The organism is Seongchinamella sediminis, from assembly GCF_003457605.1.
GTDB lineage: Bacteria > Pseudomonadota > Gammaproteobacteria > Pseudomonadales > Halieaceae > Halioglobus > Halioglobus sediminis.
Map to the genome: position 1 here is coordinate 1 of NZ_QRAN01000001.1, position 20,129 is coordinate 20,129.

Consider the following 20,129-nt stretch of genomic DNA (forward strand, 5'->3'; position numbering starts at 1 on the left):
TCGCCAACGACGACGGCGCCACCGATGACCGTATGGAGATTGCGGAGGATTCCGCTGCGGTACTGATCGATGTGCTGGCCAATGACGACGCCTTTGGCGCGGATGGCCCGGCGGCGGTGGGCTCCGTGGTGATCAGCAGCCAGGCGGGCAAAGGTGTTGCGGTCTGGGATGCGGTGGAAGGCCAGGTGAGCTACACCCCGAACCAGGGGGCGGAAGGCAACGACCAGTTCTCCTACACCATTACCGATGCGGACGGCGACCAGTCCACGGCGACGGTGTACCTGGATATTGCTGCAGACTCGGTGCCGACGGTGTCTGTGGTCGACAGCCAGGTGGACGAGGAAGGCCTGGCCGATGGCAGCAACCCGAACCCGGCGCTGCTGACCACGTCGGGCGACTTTGGCATCGCGACCGGCAACGACACGCTGCAGTCCCTGGTGATAGACGGCGTTGACGTGACCGCGGCGGACAATGTCACCGGCATCGACGTGGTGGGTGACTACGGCACCCTGAACGTGACGTTCGACGGCTCGACCTACCGCTGGGCCTACACCCTGGCGGACAATACCCTGGACCACCCGACCAACCCGGGCGACAGCACGGCGGAGGGTATCTTCGACGACTTCAACGTGGTGGTGACNGTATCTTCGACGACTTCAACGTGGTGGTGACCGACAGCGATGGCGATGCCACTGACGATGACGGCATCCAGGCGAGTGAGATCCTGTCGATTGCCATTCTCGATGACGGCCCCTCGGCCGTGGACGATGGCGCGTATTCGGTCGGTGAAGACACGGCCACCGACATCAGCTTTGCGTCCGTGCTGGCCAATGACACCGAGGGTGCTGACAAGGCCATCACGGTCAGCCTGGGCAGCACGGCGCCAAGCAACGGCAGCGTGCAGATCGTGGGCGACAAGTTCGTCTACACCCCGGACCCCGGTTACGCCGGTGGCGACAGCTTCAGCTATGTGATCACCGATGCGGACGGCGACTACTCCGAGGCGACGGTGACCTTGAACGTTGCTGCGGACTCGGTGCCAGCGGTGTCTGTGGTCGACAGCCAGGTGGACGAGGAAGGCCTGGCCGATGGCAGCAACCCGAATCCGGCGCTGCTGACCACGTCGGGCGACTTCAGCATCGCGACCGGCAATGACACGCTGCAGTCCCTGGTGATTGACGGCGTTGACGTGACAGCGGCGGACAATGTCACCGGCATCGATGTGGTGGGTGACTACGGCACCCTGAACGTGACGTTCGACGGCTCGACCTACCGCTGGGCCTACACCCTGGCGGACAATACCCTGGACCACCCGACCAACCCGGGCGACAGCACGGCGGAGGGTATCTTCGACGACTTCAACGTGGTGGTGACCGACAGCGATGGCGATGCCACTGACGATGACGGCATCCAGGCGAGTGAGATCCTGTCGATTGCCATTCTCGATGACGGCCCGACGGCGATAACCCCCGATGCAGCCAGCCTGGTTAATAAGGTTGATCCCATCGAGGGAGTTGCTGCCGGGGTGTCTTTAGATGGATTGCTTGGCGGGAACGACGCCGATATTGACGACAATTATGGTGCCGACCAGGGCGGCACGCTCAAGTTTGACTACAACGATGGGGATCCACTGTATGAACTGGGTGGATCGCAAGCGTTGCAGTCGGGCGGCCTGGATGTATTTGCAGATGTTTCGGCTGACGGCACTGTCCTCACTGGTTACACCGACGATGGTGGTGTCCGAACCGAGGTCTTTACCGTTACCCTGAATCTGGCCGAGCCAGGCGCGGATACATATGATTTTATGCTCTTACAGCCACTGGATGGGGAGGTTTCTTTCAATTCCGGTGATGAAGCATACGATTTCAAGGGTGGTAACGGACCCTATGGGTATTTCACCACCGAGAGCCTCAGCCCTGACATTTTGCTGACCCCGATTGAAAACGGCGTTTTGAGCGGCTCAATTAATGAGTCAGCCAATACTGTCGGTGTATCTGATGGTCAAAGTGTCGGCGACACTGAAGCAATTCGGGTAGATTTCCTGCTGGATATCGATGTCCTGAATAGCGATCCTGCGGCGACCGATGGCGGCCAGGGCTATTCATCCCTGGCCAACCAGGACCATACCTTTAATCGTGATGGCGTTGGTAACGCTCATCAACTGGTGAACGGGGCAGAAGCTACCTTTTCCAAGGTGACGGGCTCCACGACGGTGAAGATCAGCGCATACAACACCGCGGAATCTGATGCGAATCTGAATATCGATGGAGATCAATTACATCCCAATTCGCCGAGTGAACAACAGGCGATAGACGCGGTAGTGATTTCAAATGGCGGTGCCCCGGTTACGGTATATCGGTCTGACTATGCCGGAATCGCGTTAGTTGCCGCGTTTGGCGTAACGGTTGATTTCAGTGACCCTCATTCAGTGCTGGTCAACGGTATACCCCAGGGTGTTACTGTAGGGGTGATTTCAGGGGCTGAGGCTTCAACGCCGCTGTTCGATAGTGTCGAGTACGAATGGGTCAGTGGCTCTACCTTCAAGCTCGGCGATTTTGGGGCTCTTTTCCCGAGCTCTGCCGGGGAGGTCGATTTTGCACTCGATCTTGCCATTACCGACGCCGATGGCGATGCGCTGGCTTTGCCTGGCAGCCTTGTGATCAACGTGGCCGAGAACCCCGACCCGGCTATCCAGATGCTTGACAATGAGGTTAAGCAGAATATCCAGGCGGAGCCCTTGTTGGCGTCTACCGATGAGGACGTCGACGAGGTAGAGCAGTTGCTTGCTTCTGAGGGTGATGATGTATTTGTCTTCACGCTGGCTGAGCATGGCGGCGCCGATACCGATGTGTCCGTCACCGGCTTTGGTGATTCCGGGGAAGACGCCATCGATCTGCGCGACCTGCTGGTTGGCGAGGAGGCCGAGAGCGCGGACCTGACCAGCTACCTCAATGTGACCTTCGATGGGGCCGCTACGGTGATTGAGGTGAGTAGTGCCGGTGAGTTTGTCAATGGTAATACCACTGGCGTTACTGTGGACCAGACCATTACCCTGGAGGGCGTAGACCTGGTCGGCAGCGACGAACTGTCGATGGTTATTCAGAATATGTTGGAAAGCGGACAGTTGATTACCGACTGACCAAGTTTGGGAGTATGATCAATCCCTGTCATCGCGAGGTGGCGGGGATTTTTTTATGGAGGTAGGAAGTGCCTTATATCAAGCGTGACGACAAGGGGCTGGTCGTGGCCATGAGTGCAATCGCGGCCGATGGTTTTGAAGAAGAACTGCCCGGCGACTCGCCCGATATCGCCCGGTTCCTGGCCAGCCAGCAGGCGGCCAATTCACTGGATGCCACCGACCAGGACTTTGTCCGGGTACTCGAGGACCTGGTGGAGCTATTGATCGATAAAGGCATCATTCTATTTACTGAGCTGCCCGAGTCCGCCCAGCAGAAGATTATGCGCCGCCAGCAGTTGCGTGAGGAAATGGCCGGAAAGCTGGATTTGATTGGGGATGATTGAGGGGGCTTTGCCAAACACAAGATAAGTGGATCCCGGCTTGCCCCAGGGCACCCTCTCTTGCGCTTACAGCGCAATTCACCTTGTACCCCAGGGCACCCTCTCTTGCGCTTACAGCGCAATTCACCTTGTACCCCAGGGCACCTTCTCTTGCGCCTCTGGCGCAATTCACCTCGTTCGCGGGGATGAGCTGATAAAGGGAATGACGCTGGGGGAAAGAGTTACTCAGGGAGCGAAATGCCCGGCCCGGTCGCGCCATCGGCGCCCAGTTCCTGCAGGGTTTTCCATTCCTCTTCGCTGCGCACGCCTTCTGCATAGACCTTCACGCCAATCGAATGACCCACGGTACACAGGGTGCGCAGCAGGGTCTGGTTGGCGACGTTGTTGTCGATGTCGCGGACGAAGCTGGCGTCGACCTTCAGGTAGTCGACGCCGATGTCGCTGATATTGCCCAGCTCGGAAAGCTGGTGGCCCATGTGCTCGATGCCTATCTGGCACCCGGCGGACTTGACCCGGTTGCACAGCAGTTTGAAGGCGGGCAGGTGACGGAAGGCCATGGCCTCGGGAATCTCCAGCCACAGGTTTTTTGCCGCTTCACTTCTGGTGGTCAGGCGCTCGCTGATCCAGCTCAGGAAGCCGGGTTCAACCACCGCCGCCACCGACAGGTTTGCCGCGGTAGGGTGGCCGCTGCTTTCAATGGACTTGAGCGCCAGGTCGACGACCTCCTTGTCCAGCTCCAGCGACAGCTGCAGGCGGTTAATCCAGGGCAGGAACTGGCCGGCGGATAGCTTCTCACCCTTCCAGTTCAGGCGCGCGGGCGCCTCGTAGTGCAGCAACTCCCGCTTCAGGCCGATCACCGGGAAGTAATCCAGGGTAAAGTTGTGCTCGCGGAAAGACTGCACCAGCACGTTGCGCCACTGGTCCATTTGCTGGCGCACCGGTTGCATCTGGATGTCGCCATCGTAGGCGATGCTGATGGCTGAATCGCCCTCGCGCTCATTGGCCAGCAGGGCGCCGTCGATACGGGTCATGATGCTGCTGATGGTATCGCCGTGGCGGTAAATGGTGCTTGCCGTGGGCAGCAACACCTTACTGTCCATGCTGTGGCTGACCAGAACCTCGCGGATGCTGTCCTGCATTTGTTTGGCTGCGTCTTTAGGGTCAATGGCCCGCGGCGCCAGGATGGCGAAGTCGGAACCGTTCAGCCGCGATGCCGCCCAGCGGCTGTGCTGCATGACGATGCGGTTGAGTTCCTTGCCGATTTCTTTCAGCACCCCGTCCATATTGCCGCGGCCGTACAGCTGGTTCATTTGCGCCAGGCCGGCGATTCTCACCAGGCTCAGGCTGCCGGTCGCGTTGACATCGTCGCTTTCCAGTGCCGCCTCGACGGACTTCATGAAGGGTTCGCGGTTGTTGAGCCCGGTAATCTTGTCCACGTGGGCATCGCGCTGCCACTTCTGCAGGCGTTTGGCCTCGGCATTGAGCACATGCTTGATGCGCCCGGACATTTCGTTCATGGCGCTTACCACCTGCCTGAACTCCAGCGTGCTGGGTTCGGGAATGGTGATGAACTTGCGCTTGCCAATGGCCTGGGCCTGTTCGACCACGTCGTCCAGTGGTTTGAGGATGCGCTTGAGCACCTGGCCGCCGACGAATCCGGAGACCAGCATCGCTGCGAGGAAAATTAACAGCAATAACTGGGTGCTCTGCCACAGGCGCTCATAGGCAAACCGGGAGTGGCTGCGCAGGGTGAGTGTCCCCACCTGTTGCCAGCCGTCCTGCACGTTGGCGATACCGTCTTCCACGTTGATGGGGAACAGACTGATAAACCAGTCCGGTGCACCGTTGGTGGGCTGGTCGTCCTGGCGCAGAATCATCAGCTTGCCGTCCGGTGCACGCAACTCGATCAGTTCATAGAATCCGGTATCGAACTGGGCCGAGAGTGTCAGCTCCAGCAGCACTTCATCTGCCCCCTGCTGGCTCAATGACAGGGCCAGTGCCGCGGCGTTGTCGGCATTTTTCATCGAGATCTGCTGCTGCAGGTAGGACTTGGCGGATAGCGTGGTCACCAGAAAGCTGCCGCTGAATACCAGCAGCAGCAGCCCGATAATGGCCAGCCAGAGTTTCTTGTGTAGTGTCATTTCAGGCTCCGTTACTTATTCCGCTTAACCCATGCCCTCGGCAGCGGCGCGCTGCAGCAGGTCGCGCCAGCGGGACAGTTTAGCACCGGGGTTGGTGGTCGCTGGCGTTGCCGCGCCGCCCACCCACAGGCCCCGGCTGTTGAAACCGTAGACCGGCGTCAGGTCGGTGCGCTTGTTTGCCGGGTAGATGTCAGTGATCACATTGTCGAGAATTTCGGGCACGGCGGTGGGGGAGGGGTAGTAGGCCAGCACCATATGAGCGGCGTGGACCGGGCTGTTGGGCCCGCCCATTTGCGCCTTGACGTAGGTGATACGCAGCTTGTTGATGTCCATGCCGGCCAGCACCAGCATGGAGTACTTGGCGATGGCAAAGTCCTCGCAGTCCCCCATGCCCTTGCCCATGGTTTCCAGCGGCGTGGCCCAGTAGTCTTTCTGGCCCCAGGCCTCCGGGTCCTGCACCCAGCGAATACGGCGGTTGAAGAATTTGTTGGCGGTATCGAGTTGTTGTGCATCGGACATGTCACGCATGCTTTCGATAGTGGCGTACCACTCGTCCACCAGGTTGGCGGTATCCTGCCCATAGCGCTGCAGGGCCAGGGTATGCATGCGCTGCAGGTCGAGCTGGCCCCAGACCAGGGTTGTGCACGTGAGACACACGAATACCAGCAGGAAAATGTGCCGGAGGAATAGTGTCGTCTGCCCCTGCCCCGAGTCGGTAATCATTGTCATTTTTACTGCTGTTGAGCTGGCGCGTCTGGCGCCGCTGGTCGGTCCAGCGTCAATAGTAGACTACTTCCACCTGCACTGAGGGAACAATTATCCCGATTGGGCCACCAAGGTGGTCTGAACTGTGACTTGGTTCATAGTTTTCCTTGGAAAATCATGGATTAATCTACACATCGCTTATAGTAGGCACCGTGGAAATGCGGCCACATGGAACGTGAGTGTCGTTGCGCCTGTGGCGTGGCGAAATTAGAGGTAGGCCAACAAGGATTAGCACAATGGGACGGAAAAAAAATGGGCTGACTGCAATCGCGGCAGCCATGGGGATTTCAGCAACGCTTGCGCAGGCCCAGAGCCAGGCCCCGGTGGGTCTGGATACGGTTACAGACTTCAAATCGGCGGTAACCCAGGGTGTTCTCACCAACCCCCGAGTGGTTTCGCAATGGTATAACTTCGAAGCTACCCGCGAAGCTGAACGCGGTGCCCGTGGCGGCTATCTGCCAAGCGTGGACCTGTACTCTGAGTGGGGCCGGGAGGAGCGGGAGACTCCGCTGATCGATCTGGGGGATTATTCCCGCGACGCCACCCGGTTCACCATCACCCAGATGTTGTTCGACGGTTTCGCCACCCGTGACCAGGTCGCCAGTCTGGGCTATGCCAAGCTGTCACGCTACTACGATTTCAAGCGCGCCTCCGAGGAGATCGCCCTGGAAGCCGCTGTCGCCTACCTGGATACGGTAAAGTTCCAGAACCTGGTGAAATTCGCCGAGGATAACTACATCGTACACAAGAACGTGTACGATAAAATTGAAGAGCGCACCGGCGGCGGAGTCAGCCAGGGCGTGGACCTGGAGCAGGCGGCCGCCCGTGTCGCCCTCGCCGAGTCCAACCTGGTTACCGAGATTACCAACCTGCACGATGTGATGACCCGCTTCCACCGGGTAGTGGGTAGCCTGCCTGGCGAGAACCTGGCCATGCCCTCGGTGCCCGCCGGCGAGATTCCCGAGCTGCGGGAAACTGCCCTGGAAATGGCCTACCAGCGCAGCCCGGTGATCAATGCCGCCATCGAGAACCTGCGTTCCTCCCAGGAGTCCCTGAACGCCACCAATGCGCCGATGATGCCACGCCTGGACCTGCGCTACCGCAACGAGGTAGAGCATGATACCGACGGTATTGACGGTCGTTTCGACGAGGAGGCCATCGAAGTGGTGGTGTCCTACAACCTGTTCCGCGGCGGCTCCGACAGCGCCCGCAAGCGCGAGTACTACAACCTGTACAACGCGGCTATCGAGGAGCGCAAGCAGGCCTGCCTCAATGTGCGCCAGGAAGTGACTATTGCCTTCAACGATGTGGAAGCCCTGGAGCGCCAGGTGGAAGTGCTGCAACGCAACCTGATTGCCCAGGACAAGACCCGCCGCGCTTATCGTGACCAGTTCGATATCGGCCAGCGCACCCTGCTTGACCTGCTGGACTCACAAAACGAGTACTTCGACACCCAGCGGGCCCACACCAGTGCGGTAACTGACCTGGCAGCGGCCCAGGCGCGCACCCTGGCCAATATGGGGCTGCTGTTGGCGGCTATGGACATGGACGGGCTGAACGCGGAAAAAATCGCTGAACTGGATCTGGATTTCTCCCGAGACGGCGACGATGAGAACGCCCAGGCCCTGTGCCCCCAGGGCGCGCCCCTGCCGGCTTCGGTTGATCGCGACGCGCTGTTCGCACGCCTGAATGCCAGTGCGGACCCAGCCGCCAGTGCGGCCTCGGCGGCAGCGCTGGCTGGCCTCGCGGCGGGCAGCGATCGCTATCGCACCGTGGGCGAAGACATGGTGTCCCTGGAGGTAGACGTACAGTTCGAGTTTAACTCCTCGGTAATTTCATCAGCCTATGACGACGAAATTGCCCGGGCAGCTGAAGCCCTGCGCGATAATGCAGGTATCCGCGCCACTGTTGAGGGACATACCGACTCCAGCGGCGAAGACAACTACAACCAGTGGCTGTCAGAACGCCGGGCCAATGCCGTGCGGGATATGCTGATCAATGAACACGGCATTTCAGCTGACCAGCTGGTGGCCATCGGCCGCGGTGAGGGTTCCCCCATCGCCAGCAATGCCACCGCCGAGGGCCGCGCCCGGAACCGCCGGGTGGAACTGGTACTGGATGTGGCGCAGTAACACAGAATACGTCACCCCGGCCCCTCGCGGCCGGCCTGGCTCCTGGCCGTCATGGCCAGGCCTTGTCGCCAGTAGCAGCCGATGCGCCAGTGCTTTTTGCCAGGGCTGGCAGCAGAGTAAAAATCCTTCCGGCCATGGCTCCCATGGGGCGATAGCAAAGCAGGCTCAGGGCAGGGCGATCAAACCCCGGAAAGTGATCGCAGGTGCATGGACGTTCATGGAAGTTGCGCCGGGGACCTACTCCAGCGAGAAGGCGCAGGTCCTGCTGAGGTGGCTGTAGGGCAGGGAAGACTGTTCATGCCACGTATTGAAAGCGGTCTGTACCAGCCTCATCTCCCGCTGGCTGGTGGGGTTGTCCCCGATCTCAACACCGGCCCGGCGCAAACAGCGAACCACGTCCATGGTCAGCACAAAGGTATCCTTGCCCATATTGCGCAGCACCCGCTGGCCGGTCATGCCGCCCAGTCGGCTACCGCCTTTTTTCATGTGCTGGAACAGGCCGATCAGGTCCTCCTGCGGCCAGCGGGTGACAAACTTGCCAAAGCTGCCGTGATCCCTGCTCACGTCGAGAATGTACTGGGCGTTGGCCTGGATGCTGAGCACTTTCTGCCGGTTGCGGATGATGCGGGGGTTCCGGGCGAAGCGGTCGATCTGGTCGGGGCTGAGCATGAGGATTTTTTCCGGCGGGAAGCCGAAGAAAACGTCCTCAAAGTCGTCCCATTTGTTGTCCACCACCCGCCAGACAAAACCCGCCTGGAAGATACAGCGGGTCATCTCGGCCAGCCAGCGGTCATTTTTGCTACCCGCCAGCGCCCGGCTGCTGCGCACCTTCGGCAGCAGCCGTTGCAGGGCAGTCTCACCGCCCTTGCGTTCGCAGGCGCGTTGGTAGATGGCGTCAAAATTTTCCATGATGCGCAGTGTACGGGATAGGTCGCGGGGCAGCCAGATATGCGGCACGGGTTCCACGGACGCAGGAGGGAGATGACCGCGCCCCGCTACCGGGCAGCGCGGGATGGCAACCAGAATAGAGTGCCCGAGGTCATTCCCTGGCGGGGGCGCCAGAGGAGGACAGGCCCGCCTGTGGCCGGTCCGCCGGCAGCCGGTAAGCCAGCAACACGTTGCCCGGTAACTGGCCGAACATGGCATAGCCGGACTGCACGTAGAGCCAGTCCCCGGCCAGCACCTGCCCGTCCACGTCGATGGCGCCGCCGTGGCCGCTGACGCCGTTCACGGTATCCACCGCGACGGCGGTCGCGGTTTGCCAGAGCTGCTCACCGCTAATCACGTCATAAGCCCTGAGCACGCCGTTAAGCCCGCCGCTGAATACCAGCTCGGCGGTGGCGGTGGCCGCCGCCGACAGCCCGTAGTAGAACGAGCAGGCGTACTGTTCTTCCAGAGGCCGGTTCTTGCCGGCGCGCATGTTCTGCAGCCCGATCAGCGGTTTGTCCTCGTCCGCCAGGTAGCAACCCCGCTCCACGCCCTGGAACCAGAGCGGGTCGCCGCTGCGCACATCCAGGGCGTGAATGCCCGGGCGCGGGTCGTAGCCGGGGCGCGGCCGTTCCGGGTCGGCGGCGGGCACCAGCAGGCGCTCGCCAGACAGGGCCATGCCCCAGTGGATGCCGCCGTTGGTGGTGGTCTGGTGCAGGTCGGGGCCGATGGCGGCGTTGCTGACCCGGGTTTTCCACAGCAGCTGGCCGTCCATGTCCAGGGCCATGGCATCGCCGGATTTCTGTCCCACCAGCAACAGCTCGGTGCCGTCAGCGAGTTGGGCGTGAATCACCGAGGCGCCGATATCGAAATCGCCGCCGGCGTTTTCCGGGCAATTGCTGCCGCCGCTGAGGCAGGCCGCGTTCCAGATGTCGCCCGCCGTGGCCTGGAATACCCACAGCTGCTCACCGCTGTCCAGATCCAGGGCGACCACTGCGTCGGAGGTCTCGGTGGCGGGATGGGAGAGATTCTCCCCGGTGCCCACGTAGAGCCGGTTGCGGGCCACGTCGATGGTGGGGGTGCTCCACACCGAGGCGCCCGAGGGACCCAGCAGGGGTTTGTTGTCGCTGGTCGTGCCCCGGGGCACCGCGTCGTCGGTCGCGTGCCAGGTCCACAGGCGCTCGCCGCTGGCGGCGTCCAGGGCAATCACCCCGCCGTGGGATTCACAGCAAACGTGTTCGGGATTGCCCGCCGCGGCCACCTCGTAGGAGGAAATCGGCACAAACAGGCGGCCGTCGTGGTGGCTGATCGAGCCGGTGATGGTGGAGGTGCTGAACAGGCGCATGTCCGCGCTCCACCGGACCTCGAGGCTGTGGCGGTCAACCGCGTACACCACCGCCATGGAGTCGGCGAACACCAGGGTGTCCCGGTCTATGGCGGTAATTGCCGAGCGGATACCGCTGGCCACCTTGGTGTGCGCCAACAGGCAGCCGCGGGTGCGGTCCAGGGCGTAGAGGCGGCCGGTCTTGTCGCCGAAGTACAGGCTGTCGCCGATAATGGCCGGCTGTGAGCGCATGTCGGTGACCTTGGGGAAGGCCAGGGCCCAGGCCAGTTCCAGGCTGTCGACATTGTCGCGGGTGATGTTGCTGCGACCGGCATCGACAAAGCGCCGGTTGCCCTCCGCCTGGCCCCAGCTACTGACATAGATGGTCTGGTCGTCGCTGACCGGACGGTCGCAGCTGTTCGAGGCTATCCAGTTGAAGGCCTCGCTGTCGGAGCCAGAGAGGTAGATCGCCACCAGCCCGCGCTCTATGTCACTCAGGTGGGCAGCCATCGGCTGCATCTTGCCGAACTTCATTGCCACCATCACCGTGTCCAGGGAAAAGCCCGCCAGGGCCTCGCGGCCGGGGGCGTGCATCTGCGGGTTGTCGTGGCAGCTGGCGCAGTGCTCGTTGAAGAGTCTTTCGCCAAAGTAGGCCAGGGGCAGCTTGTCGGCGTGCTGTATGGCCAGTGACTCCAGGGTTTTCAGCGGCGAGTCCAGGGTGGCCACATAGGCGGCGGAGCCGGCAACCAGGATTGCCAGTGTGAGCAGGAACTTTTTCATGGCGCCTTACGGTTGTCGGGCAGGGCGAAGGCGTACAGGTAGTCGCCCGCCTCGCGGTTAAACATGAAGTGGCCGCCAGCGTTGATCACCAGGTACTGGCGGCCCCGGTAGGTGTAGGTCATCGGCGTCGCGGTGGCATCCACCGGCAGGGTATAGCGCCACAGGGTTTCGCCGCTGGCCAGGTCGAAGGCCCGCAGCTGGCGGTCCATGGTGGCGGCAATAAAAAACAGGCCCCCGGCGGTGGCAATGCCGCCGCCCAGGTTGGGCGTACCCCAGTCGATGTGGAAGGGCAGGGGGAAGGGGCCCAGCTCGTGCACCGAGCCCAGGGCCGTCTCCCACAGGATCTCGCCCGCCACCAGGTCCACCGCCACCAACTTGCCCCAGGGCGGGGCGTTGCAGGGAATGCCCAGGGGCGAGACCAGGGCATTGATTTCCACGGTATAGGGCGTGCCCTTCATGGGCACCACAAAGCGCTGGCCGTCCGTGGGGTGGTCCTTGCCGTCCTGGCTGGTGTCTATTTGTTCGTTGGGCACAAGTCGCCCGGTAAAGGGCGCAGCGTTGACGTTCAGCACCAGCACACCGCTGCCGGGTGTGATAGCCCCGCCGCCCCAGTTGGCACCGCCCAGGCTACCCGGGAACATCAGCGTGGTTTTTTCGCTCAGGGGGGTGAACAGGCCCAGGTTATCCAGCTCCGCCAGCTGCCGGGCGCAGTCGCCCCGGTCCCAGGGCGTCAGGCCCCAGGCCTGCTCCGGCATCAGGAAGGGGTCCAGCAGCGGCGGCGGGGCGATGGGTTTGGGCTGGGTGGGGGCGGATTTTTCGCCGCGGATTTGCGAGGACGGTACCGGCTGCTCGGTGATCTCCCACAGGGACTCGCCGCTGCGCCGGTCGAGCACAAACACAAAGCCCTGCTTGGTGGGCTGGGCCAGGGCGGGCACGGTTTCGCCGTCCTTCTGCCACTCGAACAGGATGGGCTGTGCCGGGGTATCGTAGTCCCACAGGTCGTGGCGGACATGCTGGAAGTGCCAGCGGACCTTGCCGGTGGCCAGCTCCAGGGCCACCACGCTGTTGGCGTAGCGGGTGTCATCGGGGCGGTTCACGCCATAGTAATCCGGTGACGGCGTGCCGGTGGGCAGGTAAACCAGCCCCAGCGACTGGTCTACCGAGATCGGCGCCCAGACGTTGGCGGCGCCGCTGCCGGCCTGGCCCTGCAGCGGGTCGAAACTCCAGCGCAGTTCGCCGCTCAGGCTGTCGAAGGCCTGGACGATGCCTTTTGGCGCTTCCGCCAGGCGAAAATCGATCACTGCCGAGCCGTTGATCACCAGCCCGTCCGCCACCACCGGCGGCGAGGAGTTGCTGATCTCGTCGGCCGCTTTGTCCCGCCCGAACTGGCTGACCTCGCCGTGGTTACCGAAGTCCCGGCACAACTCGCCAGTGATGGCGTCCAGCGCCAGCAGCCGGCGGTCGTAGGTGTTGGCGAATATCCGGTGACGGCAGCTTGCATCCTCGGCGACCCGGACTTCCTCGTAATAGGCCACACCGCGGCAGCGGAAGGGCCGCAGGCTGGCGGTGTCCACCTGCGGATCGTGGGACCAGCGCCGTTCTCCGCTGCCCGGGTCCAGGGCGATCACCTCACTGAAGGGGGTGCAGTACACCAGCGACTCGCCGGCCGCCGCTGGCAGCAGGATGGGCGTTGCCTGCGCGGAACTGTTTTTGAGCAGTTCCGCGGAGCGTTCAAGGTCGCCGCTGCGATGCACCCAGGCGACCTCCAGCTGGTCGACATTGTCGCGGTTGAGCTGGGCGGCGGCGGAATAGTGGCTGCCACCGGCGTCGCCGCCGTAGTGGCGCCAGTCCTGGCCCCAGGCGCTGCTCGCGTACAGCAGCGCGGCAATGGTCGCAATCCGGCGCACCGTCCTTATTCCTTTATCGGGGTAATGCGCAGCAGGGTGGGGGTCGCGCTTTCCGACTGCCAGGTGGGGAAGTGGGAATTGGAGGTATACACCGCGCCGTCTTCTTCCGAGATCTCGATATCGCGGGTGAAGAAGCGCTGTCGCGGCATCGGGTAAACCTTCCAGGACTCGCTGGCGATATCAAAACTGAGGATGGTATCCGACTGGTTGCCGTTCACCCACACCATGCCGCGGTCGCGGTCCACATTGAGGGCGTAGGGCAGTTCGTTGACCACCGGCAGCTCGTATTCGGTGAAGGTCTTGCGGCGCGGGTCGTACTTCACCAGCAGGCCGACCTGGAAGGCCACTACCCAGATATTGCCATCGGCGTCCGCCCGCAGGCGACGGGGGCCACTGTAGGGAAAGTCGATCATGGTGACCTCGCCGCTGTCCGGGTCGATATGGGCCAGGTCGTTGGCGTACAGCCGGGCCACCCACACGCCGCCGTCAGGGGCCACGTCGATACCGTAGGGCATGGGCAGGCCGGTGGACTCCCGGTCCGGGGAGGGCAGGGGGCGGTCCTCGGGGTCGAGGCTGAACAGCAGCGGCAGGAATTTGAAGAACAACCATTCCTTGATGCTGCGCGCGGGCAGGTCGAAGAGGGTGAACTCTTCTGTTTTGCGATCAAACATCGCTACCTGCGACGACAGCGCCATGGTGAACCAGACCCGGTCGGCGTCATCGGTGCGGATGGTGTGGGGATAGAGGCCGCCGGGCATCTGGTGAGTGATGAACTTCCTGGTCTCGATATCGAACTCCAGCAGGCTTTGCTGCATGGAGGGGGTGATAAAGATGTTGCCATCCTGCTTCGAGTAGGCGAAGGAGTGCACCCCCATATAGTTGTACATCTTGGGGAACACTTCAAAACGATTGCCGAGGATGCCGCCGAGGCGGGCGTCATCGGCGTGGGGCACCTTGTATACCGTGTACTCCCCGGTGTCGGTATCGATCTCGTAAATACGGTCGAACAGGTTGTCACCCACGTAAACGTAGCCGTTGGGGTGCAGCAGGAAGTCGTGCATTTGCGAGAAGCCGTCGCCGATCGGCCATTCGGTCATTTCAACCGCGGACAGGTGGCTTTCCCAGCGGCGCGGCTCGGGCACGGTTTCGGGGTTTTCGCGCAATTCCCGGTATTCCTGTTGCAACAATTCCGCCGTCGGGCGAATGTCATCGCTGGGCATGCGCGCGCCGTAGGTGTTCATGCGCTCGATGATGCTGACCCACTGCTCCACGGTGCGCTCGTTGCGCATGAATGGCGAGGCCTGCTGGTGGCAGAAGGCGCAGTTGAGCTGGAAGGTTTCCTTGAGTTCCCGGTCGCCACCAAAGTCGAGCTGTGACAGCCAGACGTTGGAGGGGTAGCTGGCAATGTACTGCTCCTGGTTCATCGGCGTCAGCTGCAGCGTGCCTTCGGCCACATCTGAATACAGGTCCTGGTAGCCCTGGGCGCGCACCCGGTAGAAAAACTCGCCCTCAGCGGCGATATCGACCACGCCCCGGGGGTCGGTAAAGCGGGTGATTGTCACCGCGGCGGTGTTGGTCACGCCGTGGGGGGCGTAGCCGTCGTCGCTAAGGTCTTCGGCAGGTACCTCCAGTGGTGTGCGGGTCACCATGGCCTGGGCAATGGGCTTGCCCTGCGGGTCGGTCACCAGCAGCGGCTCGGCCGCAGCGATGGCGGTGAAAAAAAACAGCAAAAGGGGCAGGTAGCGCATGATCGGGTCTCCTGTGGAGCGGCGGGATTATCCCAGCTCGATTTCTCAAGTCCATGTGCGTTGCGGCCACTTTTTTGTGCATAGTTGGGGTCAGGCGCAGTGGGTGCGCAGCAGCAGGCGCTGGAACACGATGGCGTTGTGGTCGCTGGGATCGCGCTCCGGTTCTTCTGCCATTTCGATGTTGGGGAAGCGCTGGTAAAGCTCCGACACGGTGAGGTATAGCTGGCGCCTGGCCAGTGCCGCGCCGATGCAGTAGCGCGGGCCGTAGCCGAACATCACATCGGGATCAAAGCGGCGGGTGACATCGAAGGTCTCGGGCTTGTCGTAGTAGTCCGGGTTGTGGTCCTTCAGGTGGGGCATCATCAGCACCATCACCCCCTCGCGCAGGTGCTGGCCCATGAACTCCATTTCTTCGGGCGCGTAGCGGGCGAAGCCCATTTTCGAGGAAACGCCCCAGCGGTTGATCTCGGAAAAGGCGTTGGCAAACGCCTCCGGTGACGCCAGGGCCGCTTCAATCTGGTCCTTGTGGCGCAGCAGGGAGTACACCGTCCACTGCTGGGCGACCAGGGTGGTGTCGGCGCCGGCGCCGATCAGCGCCAGGATCAGGGTGATGATGTCCCCTTCCTTAAAGCCTTCGTTCTCCGCCTCGATACGCAGCAGGGTGGAGAGAAAGTCATCCTGCTCAGGCGCCTGCCGGCGCTCGGCGATCACCTCCCTGATAATGTCGATGGCGCGGTTGCTGTCCTGGCGCGCCGCTTCCCGCTGTTCGTCGGATATGGTCGGGTTCCAGGTTTCGGTAAAGGTCAGGATGACCTGCTTGATCTGCGGCCAGTACTTCTCGGGAATGCCGACCATGCGGGTGATGGAGATAAACGGGATGTGGTTGGCGATTTCGGCGATATAGTCGAAGGTCTCGGGTGTCCCCAGGTTGTCGAACAGCTTTTTCACTTCCGGCTCGATTTTGGCCTGGATATTGTCCACCACGTTGCGGGAGAAGGCCGGCGCGGTGACCCGTCGCACCAGCCGGTGATGGCTCTGGTCCGCCAGCAGGCTGTGGCCGATCATGGCCCGCTCGAAGTTACTCCACTCATCCTCCGGGGGGCGCGGGGGAGCGAACTCCCAGTCATAGAAGTCAGAGGACAGGGGCTCCTCTTTCCAGCACTGCATGATGTCTTCTATGCGGGTCATGATCCAGGCCTGCCAGGGCTCGTACCAGACCAGCGGCCCGCGCTCGGCCAGCGCAAGGCACTGGGGCACCGGGTCGTTCATGTACTCCGCTGACTGGGGGTTGAAGATGTCCGCAACAGGGAGCAGGGCTTCCGTGATTTCGGCCATGATGATCTCCACGGTAGGTACCAGTGGCAAAAGTATACATCTGTATACATTTGCCGCAAGTGACAAATCGGTTAACAGCCCGGCAGCGTGGTAGCATGTGAGCTTCTGGTACAGGGGACATCGGGGGATCAATGGGCGGGATTCTGCGGAACCGGGGCGGTCGGGTGCTGTTGTTGCTGGCAGTGGCGACGATGCTGCCAGCGGTGGTGCTGGCAGCCGGGGTCAGCGAGAGCTTCAGTCGCACTTCCCTGACGCTGATCCTCATGATCACCCTGGCCGACGCCAGCGGCTACCTGTTCGAGCGCCTGGGTATGCCTGAACTGGTCGGCGAAATCTGCGCCGGCATCCTGCTCGGTAACCTCGCCCTGCTGGGCATCGATTTCAATTTTTCCGCGCTGCTGCGCAGCAGTGATTTCATGTCCTATGCGGCGGAACTGGCGCTGGTCTTGCTGTTATTCCTGGTCGGACTGGAATCGGACATGCGGGACCTGCTCAAGGTGGGGCGCAACGCCGCTGCCGTGGCCTGCGCCGGGGTGCTGCTGCCGGTAGCGCTGGGACTGGGCGCCGCGGTACTGCTGGGCATGAATGGCGGTATGCAGGGCTGGTTTGTCGGCGCTACCCTGGCAGCCACCTCGGTGGGTATCACCGCCAGGCTGCTGATCGCCCAGAACAAGCTCAAGTCCGCCTCCGGTGAGGTAATCCTGGGCGCGGCAGTGATAGATGACATTCTGGGCATCCTGTTGCTGGCGGTGCTGGCCAGTGTTGCCGCCAGTGGCGAGTTCGCCTGGGCAACGCTGCTGCTGATCGTGGCCAAGGCCCTGCTGTTCTTCGCCGCCGCGGTGCTTATCGGGCAGCGGTTGATGCCGGAGATCGTCCATATGGTCTCCGTTACCAAGCACGCCAGTATCTGGACCGGGTTTGCCTTCTGTCTGGCCCTGGCCTTTGCCGAACTGGCCTCGCAGGCGGGCCTGGCGCCGCTGATCGGCGCCTTTGTCGCCGGCCTGTTGCTGGACGATGTTAACTTCCGGGTCGGTGACACCCTGCAAAAGCATACCCTGGAAGAACTGATTCGCCCCATCACCGATATTTTTATCTGCATATTTTTCGTGTACATCGGCGCCCAGGTGCAGCTGCAGGTGCTGACCGACCCTGCGATCCTGCTGGCTATCGTGGTGCTGACGCTGGTTGCAGTGGTCTCCAAGGCCGCTGCCGGTTACCTGGTGACCGGGCCGGGATTCGACCGTTTGGGGGTGGGCCTGGGTATGGTGCCGCGGGGCGAGGTGGGGCTGGTGTTCGCGTCCTTCGCCTTTGCCCACGGTATCTTCACACCGACTGTTTACGCCACCCTGGTGATGGTGGTGCTGCTGACTACAGTGATTGGTCCGGCCCTGCTCAAGCCGCGGTTGGTGCGCTTTTAGCCGCGTTTCAGGTTTCGCCCAACATGGCCTTGAGGTGTGCCTCGACGCAACGGGCCAGGGCGTGCAGGTCGTAACCACCCTCCAGCGATGACACGATCCTTCCCCCAGCGCTCTGCCCGGCCTGTTCGCACAGTCGGCGGGTGATCCAGGCGAAATCCTCGTCCACCAGGTTGAAGTCCGCCAGCGGGTCCGCCTGGTGGCCGTCGAAGCCGGCGGAGATGAATATCAGCTGCGGGGCGAATTCGGCCAGCCGCGGCAGCCACAGTTCGCTCACCGCCGCCCGGTACTCCTCCCCCCCGCAGCCCGCCGGCAGGGGCAGGTTGATCACGTTGGCGGCGTCGCAGTCGTCGCCGCTGTGCGGGTAAAACGGGTGCTGGAAGCTGGAGCAGAACAGGACCCGCTGGTCGCCCTTGACGATGTTTTCGGTGCCGTTGCCGTGATGCACGTCGAAATCGATGATCGCCACCCGCTCCAGGCCGTGCTGGTTGAGGGCATGATAGGCGCCCACGGCGATACTGTTGAACAGGCAGAAGCCCATGGCCTTGTCCCGTTCGGCGTGGTGCCCGGGCGGGCGAACCCCGCAGAATACCTGGTTGAGTTCAGCGGCCATCACCAGGTCCACAGCCTGGATCACGGCTCCCGCCGCCAGGCGGGCCGCCTGCAGCGAGAAAGGATTCATGCTGGTGTCGCCGTCCAGTGACACGGTGCCGTGCTCCGGGGACTTGCGATAAACCGTGTCGACATAGGCGCTGTCGTGGGCGGCCAGCAGCTGGGACTTTTCCGCTGGTATGGCATCGTACTGGCGCAGCACCATATCCAGCCCGGTGGCGATCAGGCGGTCATTAATGGCCGTCAGCCGCGCCGGCTGTTCCGGGTGATAGCTGCCCATATCATGCAGCTGGCACTGGTGATGGGTGATGTAGCCGATGCTCATGGTTTGACTCCGGTTTTTAGCTGATCTTGCCCGCTGGGTGGATTACAAGCAACAATAGCAGTAGTGAATTGGCTTCCATACATAATGCTCGCAGAGTTTAGCCAGATACATGCGGGCGCCAGTACCGGTTTGAGGCAGCCTTTTCCCCGCCAGAAACGTGAGAGAGGCATTATGCGCTTGGCAGCAGTCAGCAGCTTGGTAGTAGTGATCCTTGGGGCGTATCCCCTTGCGCTCTTTGCCGAGCCGGTGCTGGAGCACGACTTTCAAACGACGGTCACGGCTGGAAAGCACACGGCGTTGAGGTTGGAAAACGTACAGGTTGGGACCCAGCTTGAGCTTCAGTTCAAGGTGGAAAAGCCCTTGCAGGTGTGGGTGCTCGATCTGGCCAACCTGGCGCGCTTTCCGGATGTCGCGCAGGCACTGCATTCCCAGCGCGTTGCGGACGAGGACAGCGTCACCCTGGTACCGCCAGCCAGCGATGACTACTATGTGCTTTTCGACAATCGCGACGGTCCTGACGAGGTCGACGTGGAGGTCGCGGTGCGCATCAGCCGTGCGGAATTAAGGCCGCTCGACCGCCCTGAGCTGCAGCGGGCCATGAACCGCATCGTTGCCTCCCTGAACAAAATCTTTATCTTCGACTCCATCGACGTGCAGCCCGCAGCCTGCGGGGTCGCCAACCTGCTAACAGTCGATAAGCGCATCTACCTCTGTCTGGAATATGTGAGCGCAATCGAAGCGGCGGTCGACGAGCGGGAGCAGGCCAAAGCGCTGTTGTTGTTTGCCCTGCTGCATGAATTTGCCCACGTGCTCCTGCGGCAGTGGGAGATGCCGTTTTATGACAACGAGGAAATTGCCGACCAGATGGCGACGGCCTTGACGACGATGATCGAACGGGACGATGCCGCCATGGCACAGGCGCGGTTTTTCGCCGCTGCAGCGGTGGCGCAACAGCAGAATCCGGGCAGTTTCGGGCATGGCCGGCATCCTCTCGCGGCGCAGCGGGCCCGTAACATCCAGCGTTGGAGCGAGGCAGGCGATGAGCACGCGAGGGCCTGGCAGCCATTCCTGGTGCCGCGCATGCAGAGCGCTTTCCTGCGCCAGCTCAGCGCCCGGACCGCCCCCTGGGTGCGGCCGGAACTGGTGGGTGAGGAATTGCGCCGGCGCGAGGAAGCGAATAAATAGTAGAGCGTTTACAG

14 protein-coding genes are annotated in these 20,129 nt (G+C 62.1%); 6 read left to right on the forward strand and 8 right to left on the reverse strand.

Annotation, left to right across the window (positions count from 1 at the left end):
• Window positions 1-32 precede the first annotated feature (32 nt).
• From DWB85_RS19460 to DWB85_RS00015, 3 genes are all read left to right on the forward strand, one after another.
• Window positions 33-671, forward strand: a complete 639-nt coding sequence (locus tag DWB85_RS19460) for an Ig-like domain-containing protein (RefSeq protein WP_476707467.1) — start codon at window positions 33-35, stop codon at window positions 669-671.
• Window positions 662-3,139 carry a type I secretion C-terminal target domain-containing protein gene (locus DWB85_RS00010; protein ID WP_117951838.1) on the forward strand — a complete coding sequence of 826 codons (2,478 nt, stop codon included), beginning with the start codon at window positions 662-664 and terminating at the stop codon, window positions 3,137-3,139. Before DWB85_RS19460 ends, DWB85_RS00010 begins: the two co-directional genes overlap by 10 nt.
• Window positions 3,140-3,207: 68 nt before the next feature.
• The gene (locus DWB85_RS00015; RefSeq protein ID WP_117951841.1) at window positions 3,208-3,522 is read left to right on the forward strand and encodes a hypothetical protein; all 315 of its coding nucleotides are present in this window, start codon (window positions 3,208-3,210) and stop codon (window positions 3,520-3,522) included.
• 218 nt (window positions 3,523-3,740) lie between these two features.
• On the opposite strand, the gene DWB85_RS00020 is transcribed toward DWB85_RS00015, so the two are convergent.
• Window positions 3,741-5,660, reverse strand: a complete 1,920-nt coding sequence (locus DWB85_RS00020; protein ID WP_117951844.1) for a bifunctional diguanylate cyclase/phosphodiesterase — start codon at window positions 5,658-5,660, stop codon at window positions 3,741-3,743.
• Between the two features lie 24 nt (window positions 5,661-5,684).
• The gene (locus DWB85_RS00025) at window positions 5,685-6,389 is read right to left on the reverse strand and encodes a transglutaminase-like cysteine peptidase (protein ID WP_239017175.1); all 705 of its coding nucleotides are present in this window, start codon (window positions 6,387-6,389) and stop codon (window positions 5,685-5,687) included.
• Between the two features lie 272 nt (window positions 6,390-6,661).
• Between DWB85_RS00025 and DWB85_RS00030 the strand changes: the two genes are divergently transcribed.
• Window positions 6,662-8,557, forward strand: a complete 1,896-nt coding sequence (locus tag DWB85_RS00030) for a TolC family outer membrane protein (RefSeq protein WP_117951850.1) — start codon at window positions 6,662-6,664, stop codon at window positions 8,555-8,557.
• Between the two features lie 237 nt (window positions 8,558-8,794).
• Here the strand turns inward: DWB85_RS00030 and DWB85_RS00035 are convergent, their stop codons facing one another.
• From DWB85_RS00035 to DWB85_RS00055, 5 genes are all read right to left on the reverse strand, one after another.
• On the reverse strand, window positions 8,795-9,466 hold the full coding sequence (locus DWB85_RS00035; RefSeq protein ID WP_117952434.1) for a DNA-3-methyladenine glycosylase I: 672 nt from the start codon (window positions 9,464-9,466) through the stop codon (window positions 8,795-8,797).
• Window positions 9,467-9,596: 130 nt separating this feature from the next.
• On the reverse strand, window positions 9,597-11,588 hold the full coding sequence (locus DWB85_RS00040) for an outer membrane protein assembly factor BamB family protein (RefSeq protein ID WP_117951853.1): 1,992 nt from the start codon (window positions 11,586-11,588) through the stop codon (window positions 9,597-9,599).
• Window positions 11,585-13,495, reverse strand: a complete 1,911-nt coding sequence (locus DWB85_RS00045) for a pyrroloquinoline quinone-dependent dehydrogenase (RefSeq protein ID WP_117951856.1) — start codon at window positions 13,493-13,495, stop codon at window positions 11,585-11,587. The genes DWB85_RS00040 and DWB85_RS00045 overlap by 4 nt, the downstream gene beginning before the upstream one ends.
• Window positions 13,496-13,500: 5 nt before the next feature.
• Window positions 13,501-15,243 carry a Vgb family protein gene (locus DWB85_RS00050; protein ID WP_117951859.1) on the reverse strand — a complete coding sequence of 581 codons (1,743 nt, stop codon included), beginning with the start codon at window positions 15,241-15,243 and terminating at the stop codon, window positions 13,501-13,503.
• 90 nt (window positions 15,244-15,333) lie between these two features.
• The gene (locus DWB85_RS00055) at window positions 15,334-16,578 is read right to left on the reverse strand and encodes a cytochrome P450 (RefSeq protein ID WP_117952435.1); all 1,245 of its coding nucleotides are present in this window, start codon (window positions 16,576-16,578) and stop codon (window positions 15,334-15,336) included.
• Between the two features lie 131 nt (window positions 16,579-16,709).
• Between DWB85_RS00055 and DWB85_RS00060 the strand changes: the two genes are divergently transcribed.
• The gene (locus DWB85_RS00060) at window positions 16,710-17,996 is read left to right on the forward strand and encodes a cation:proton antiporter (protein ID WP_117951862.1); all 1,287 of its coding nucleotides are present in this window, start codon (window positions 16,710-16,712) and stop codon (window positions 17,994-17,996) included.
• A 7-nt stretch (window positions 17,997-18,003) separates the two neighbouring features.
• Here DWB85_RS00060 and DWB85_RS00065 read toward each other — a convergent pair whose 3' ends face one another.
• Window positions 18,004-18,930: a histone deacetylase family protein gene (locus DWB85_RS00065; RefSeq protein WP_117951865.1), complete on the reverse strand. Its 927-nt coding sequence runs from the start codon at window positions 18,928-18,930 to the stop codon at window positions 18,004-18,006.
• 303 nt (window positions 18,931-19,233) lie between these two features.
• On the opposite strand from DWB85_RS00065, the gene DWB85_RS00070 reads away from it, so the two are divergent.
• The gene (locus tag DWB85_RS00070; RefSeq protein WP_162845936.1) at window positions 19,234-20,115 is read left to right on the forward strand and encodes a DUF4344 domain-containing metallopeptidase; all 882 of its coding nucleotides are present in this window, start codon (window positions 19,234-19,236) and stop codon (window positions 20,113-20,115) included.
• Window positions 20,116-20,129 lie beyond the last annotated feature (14 nt).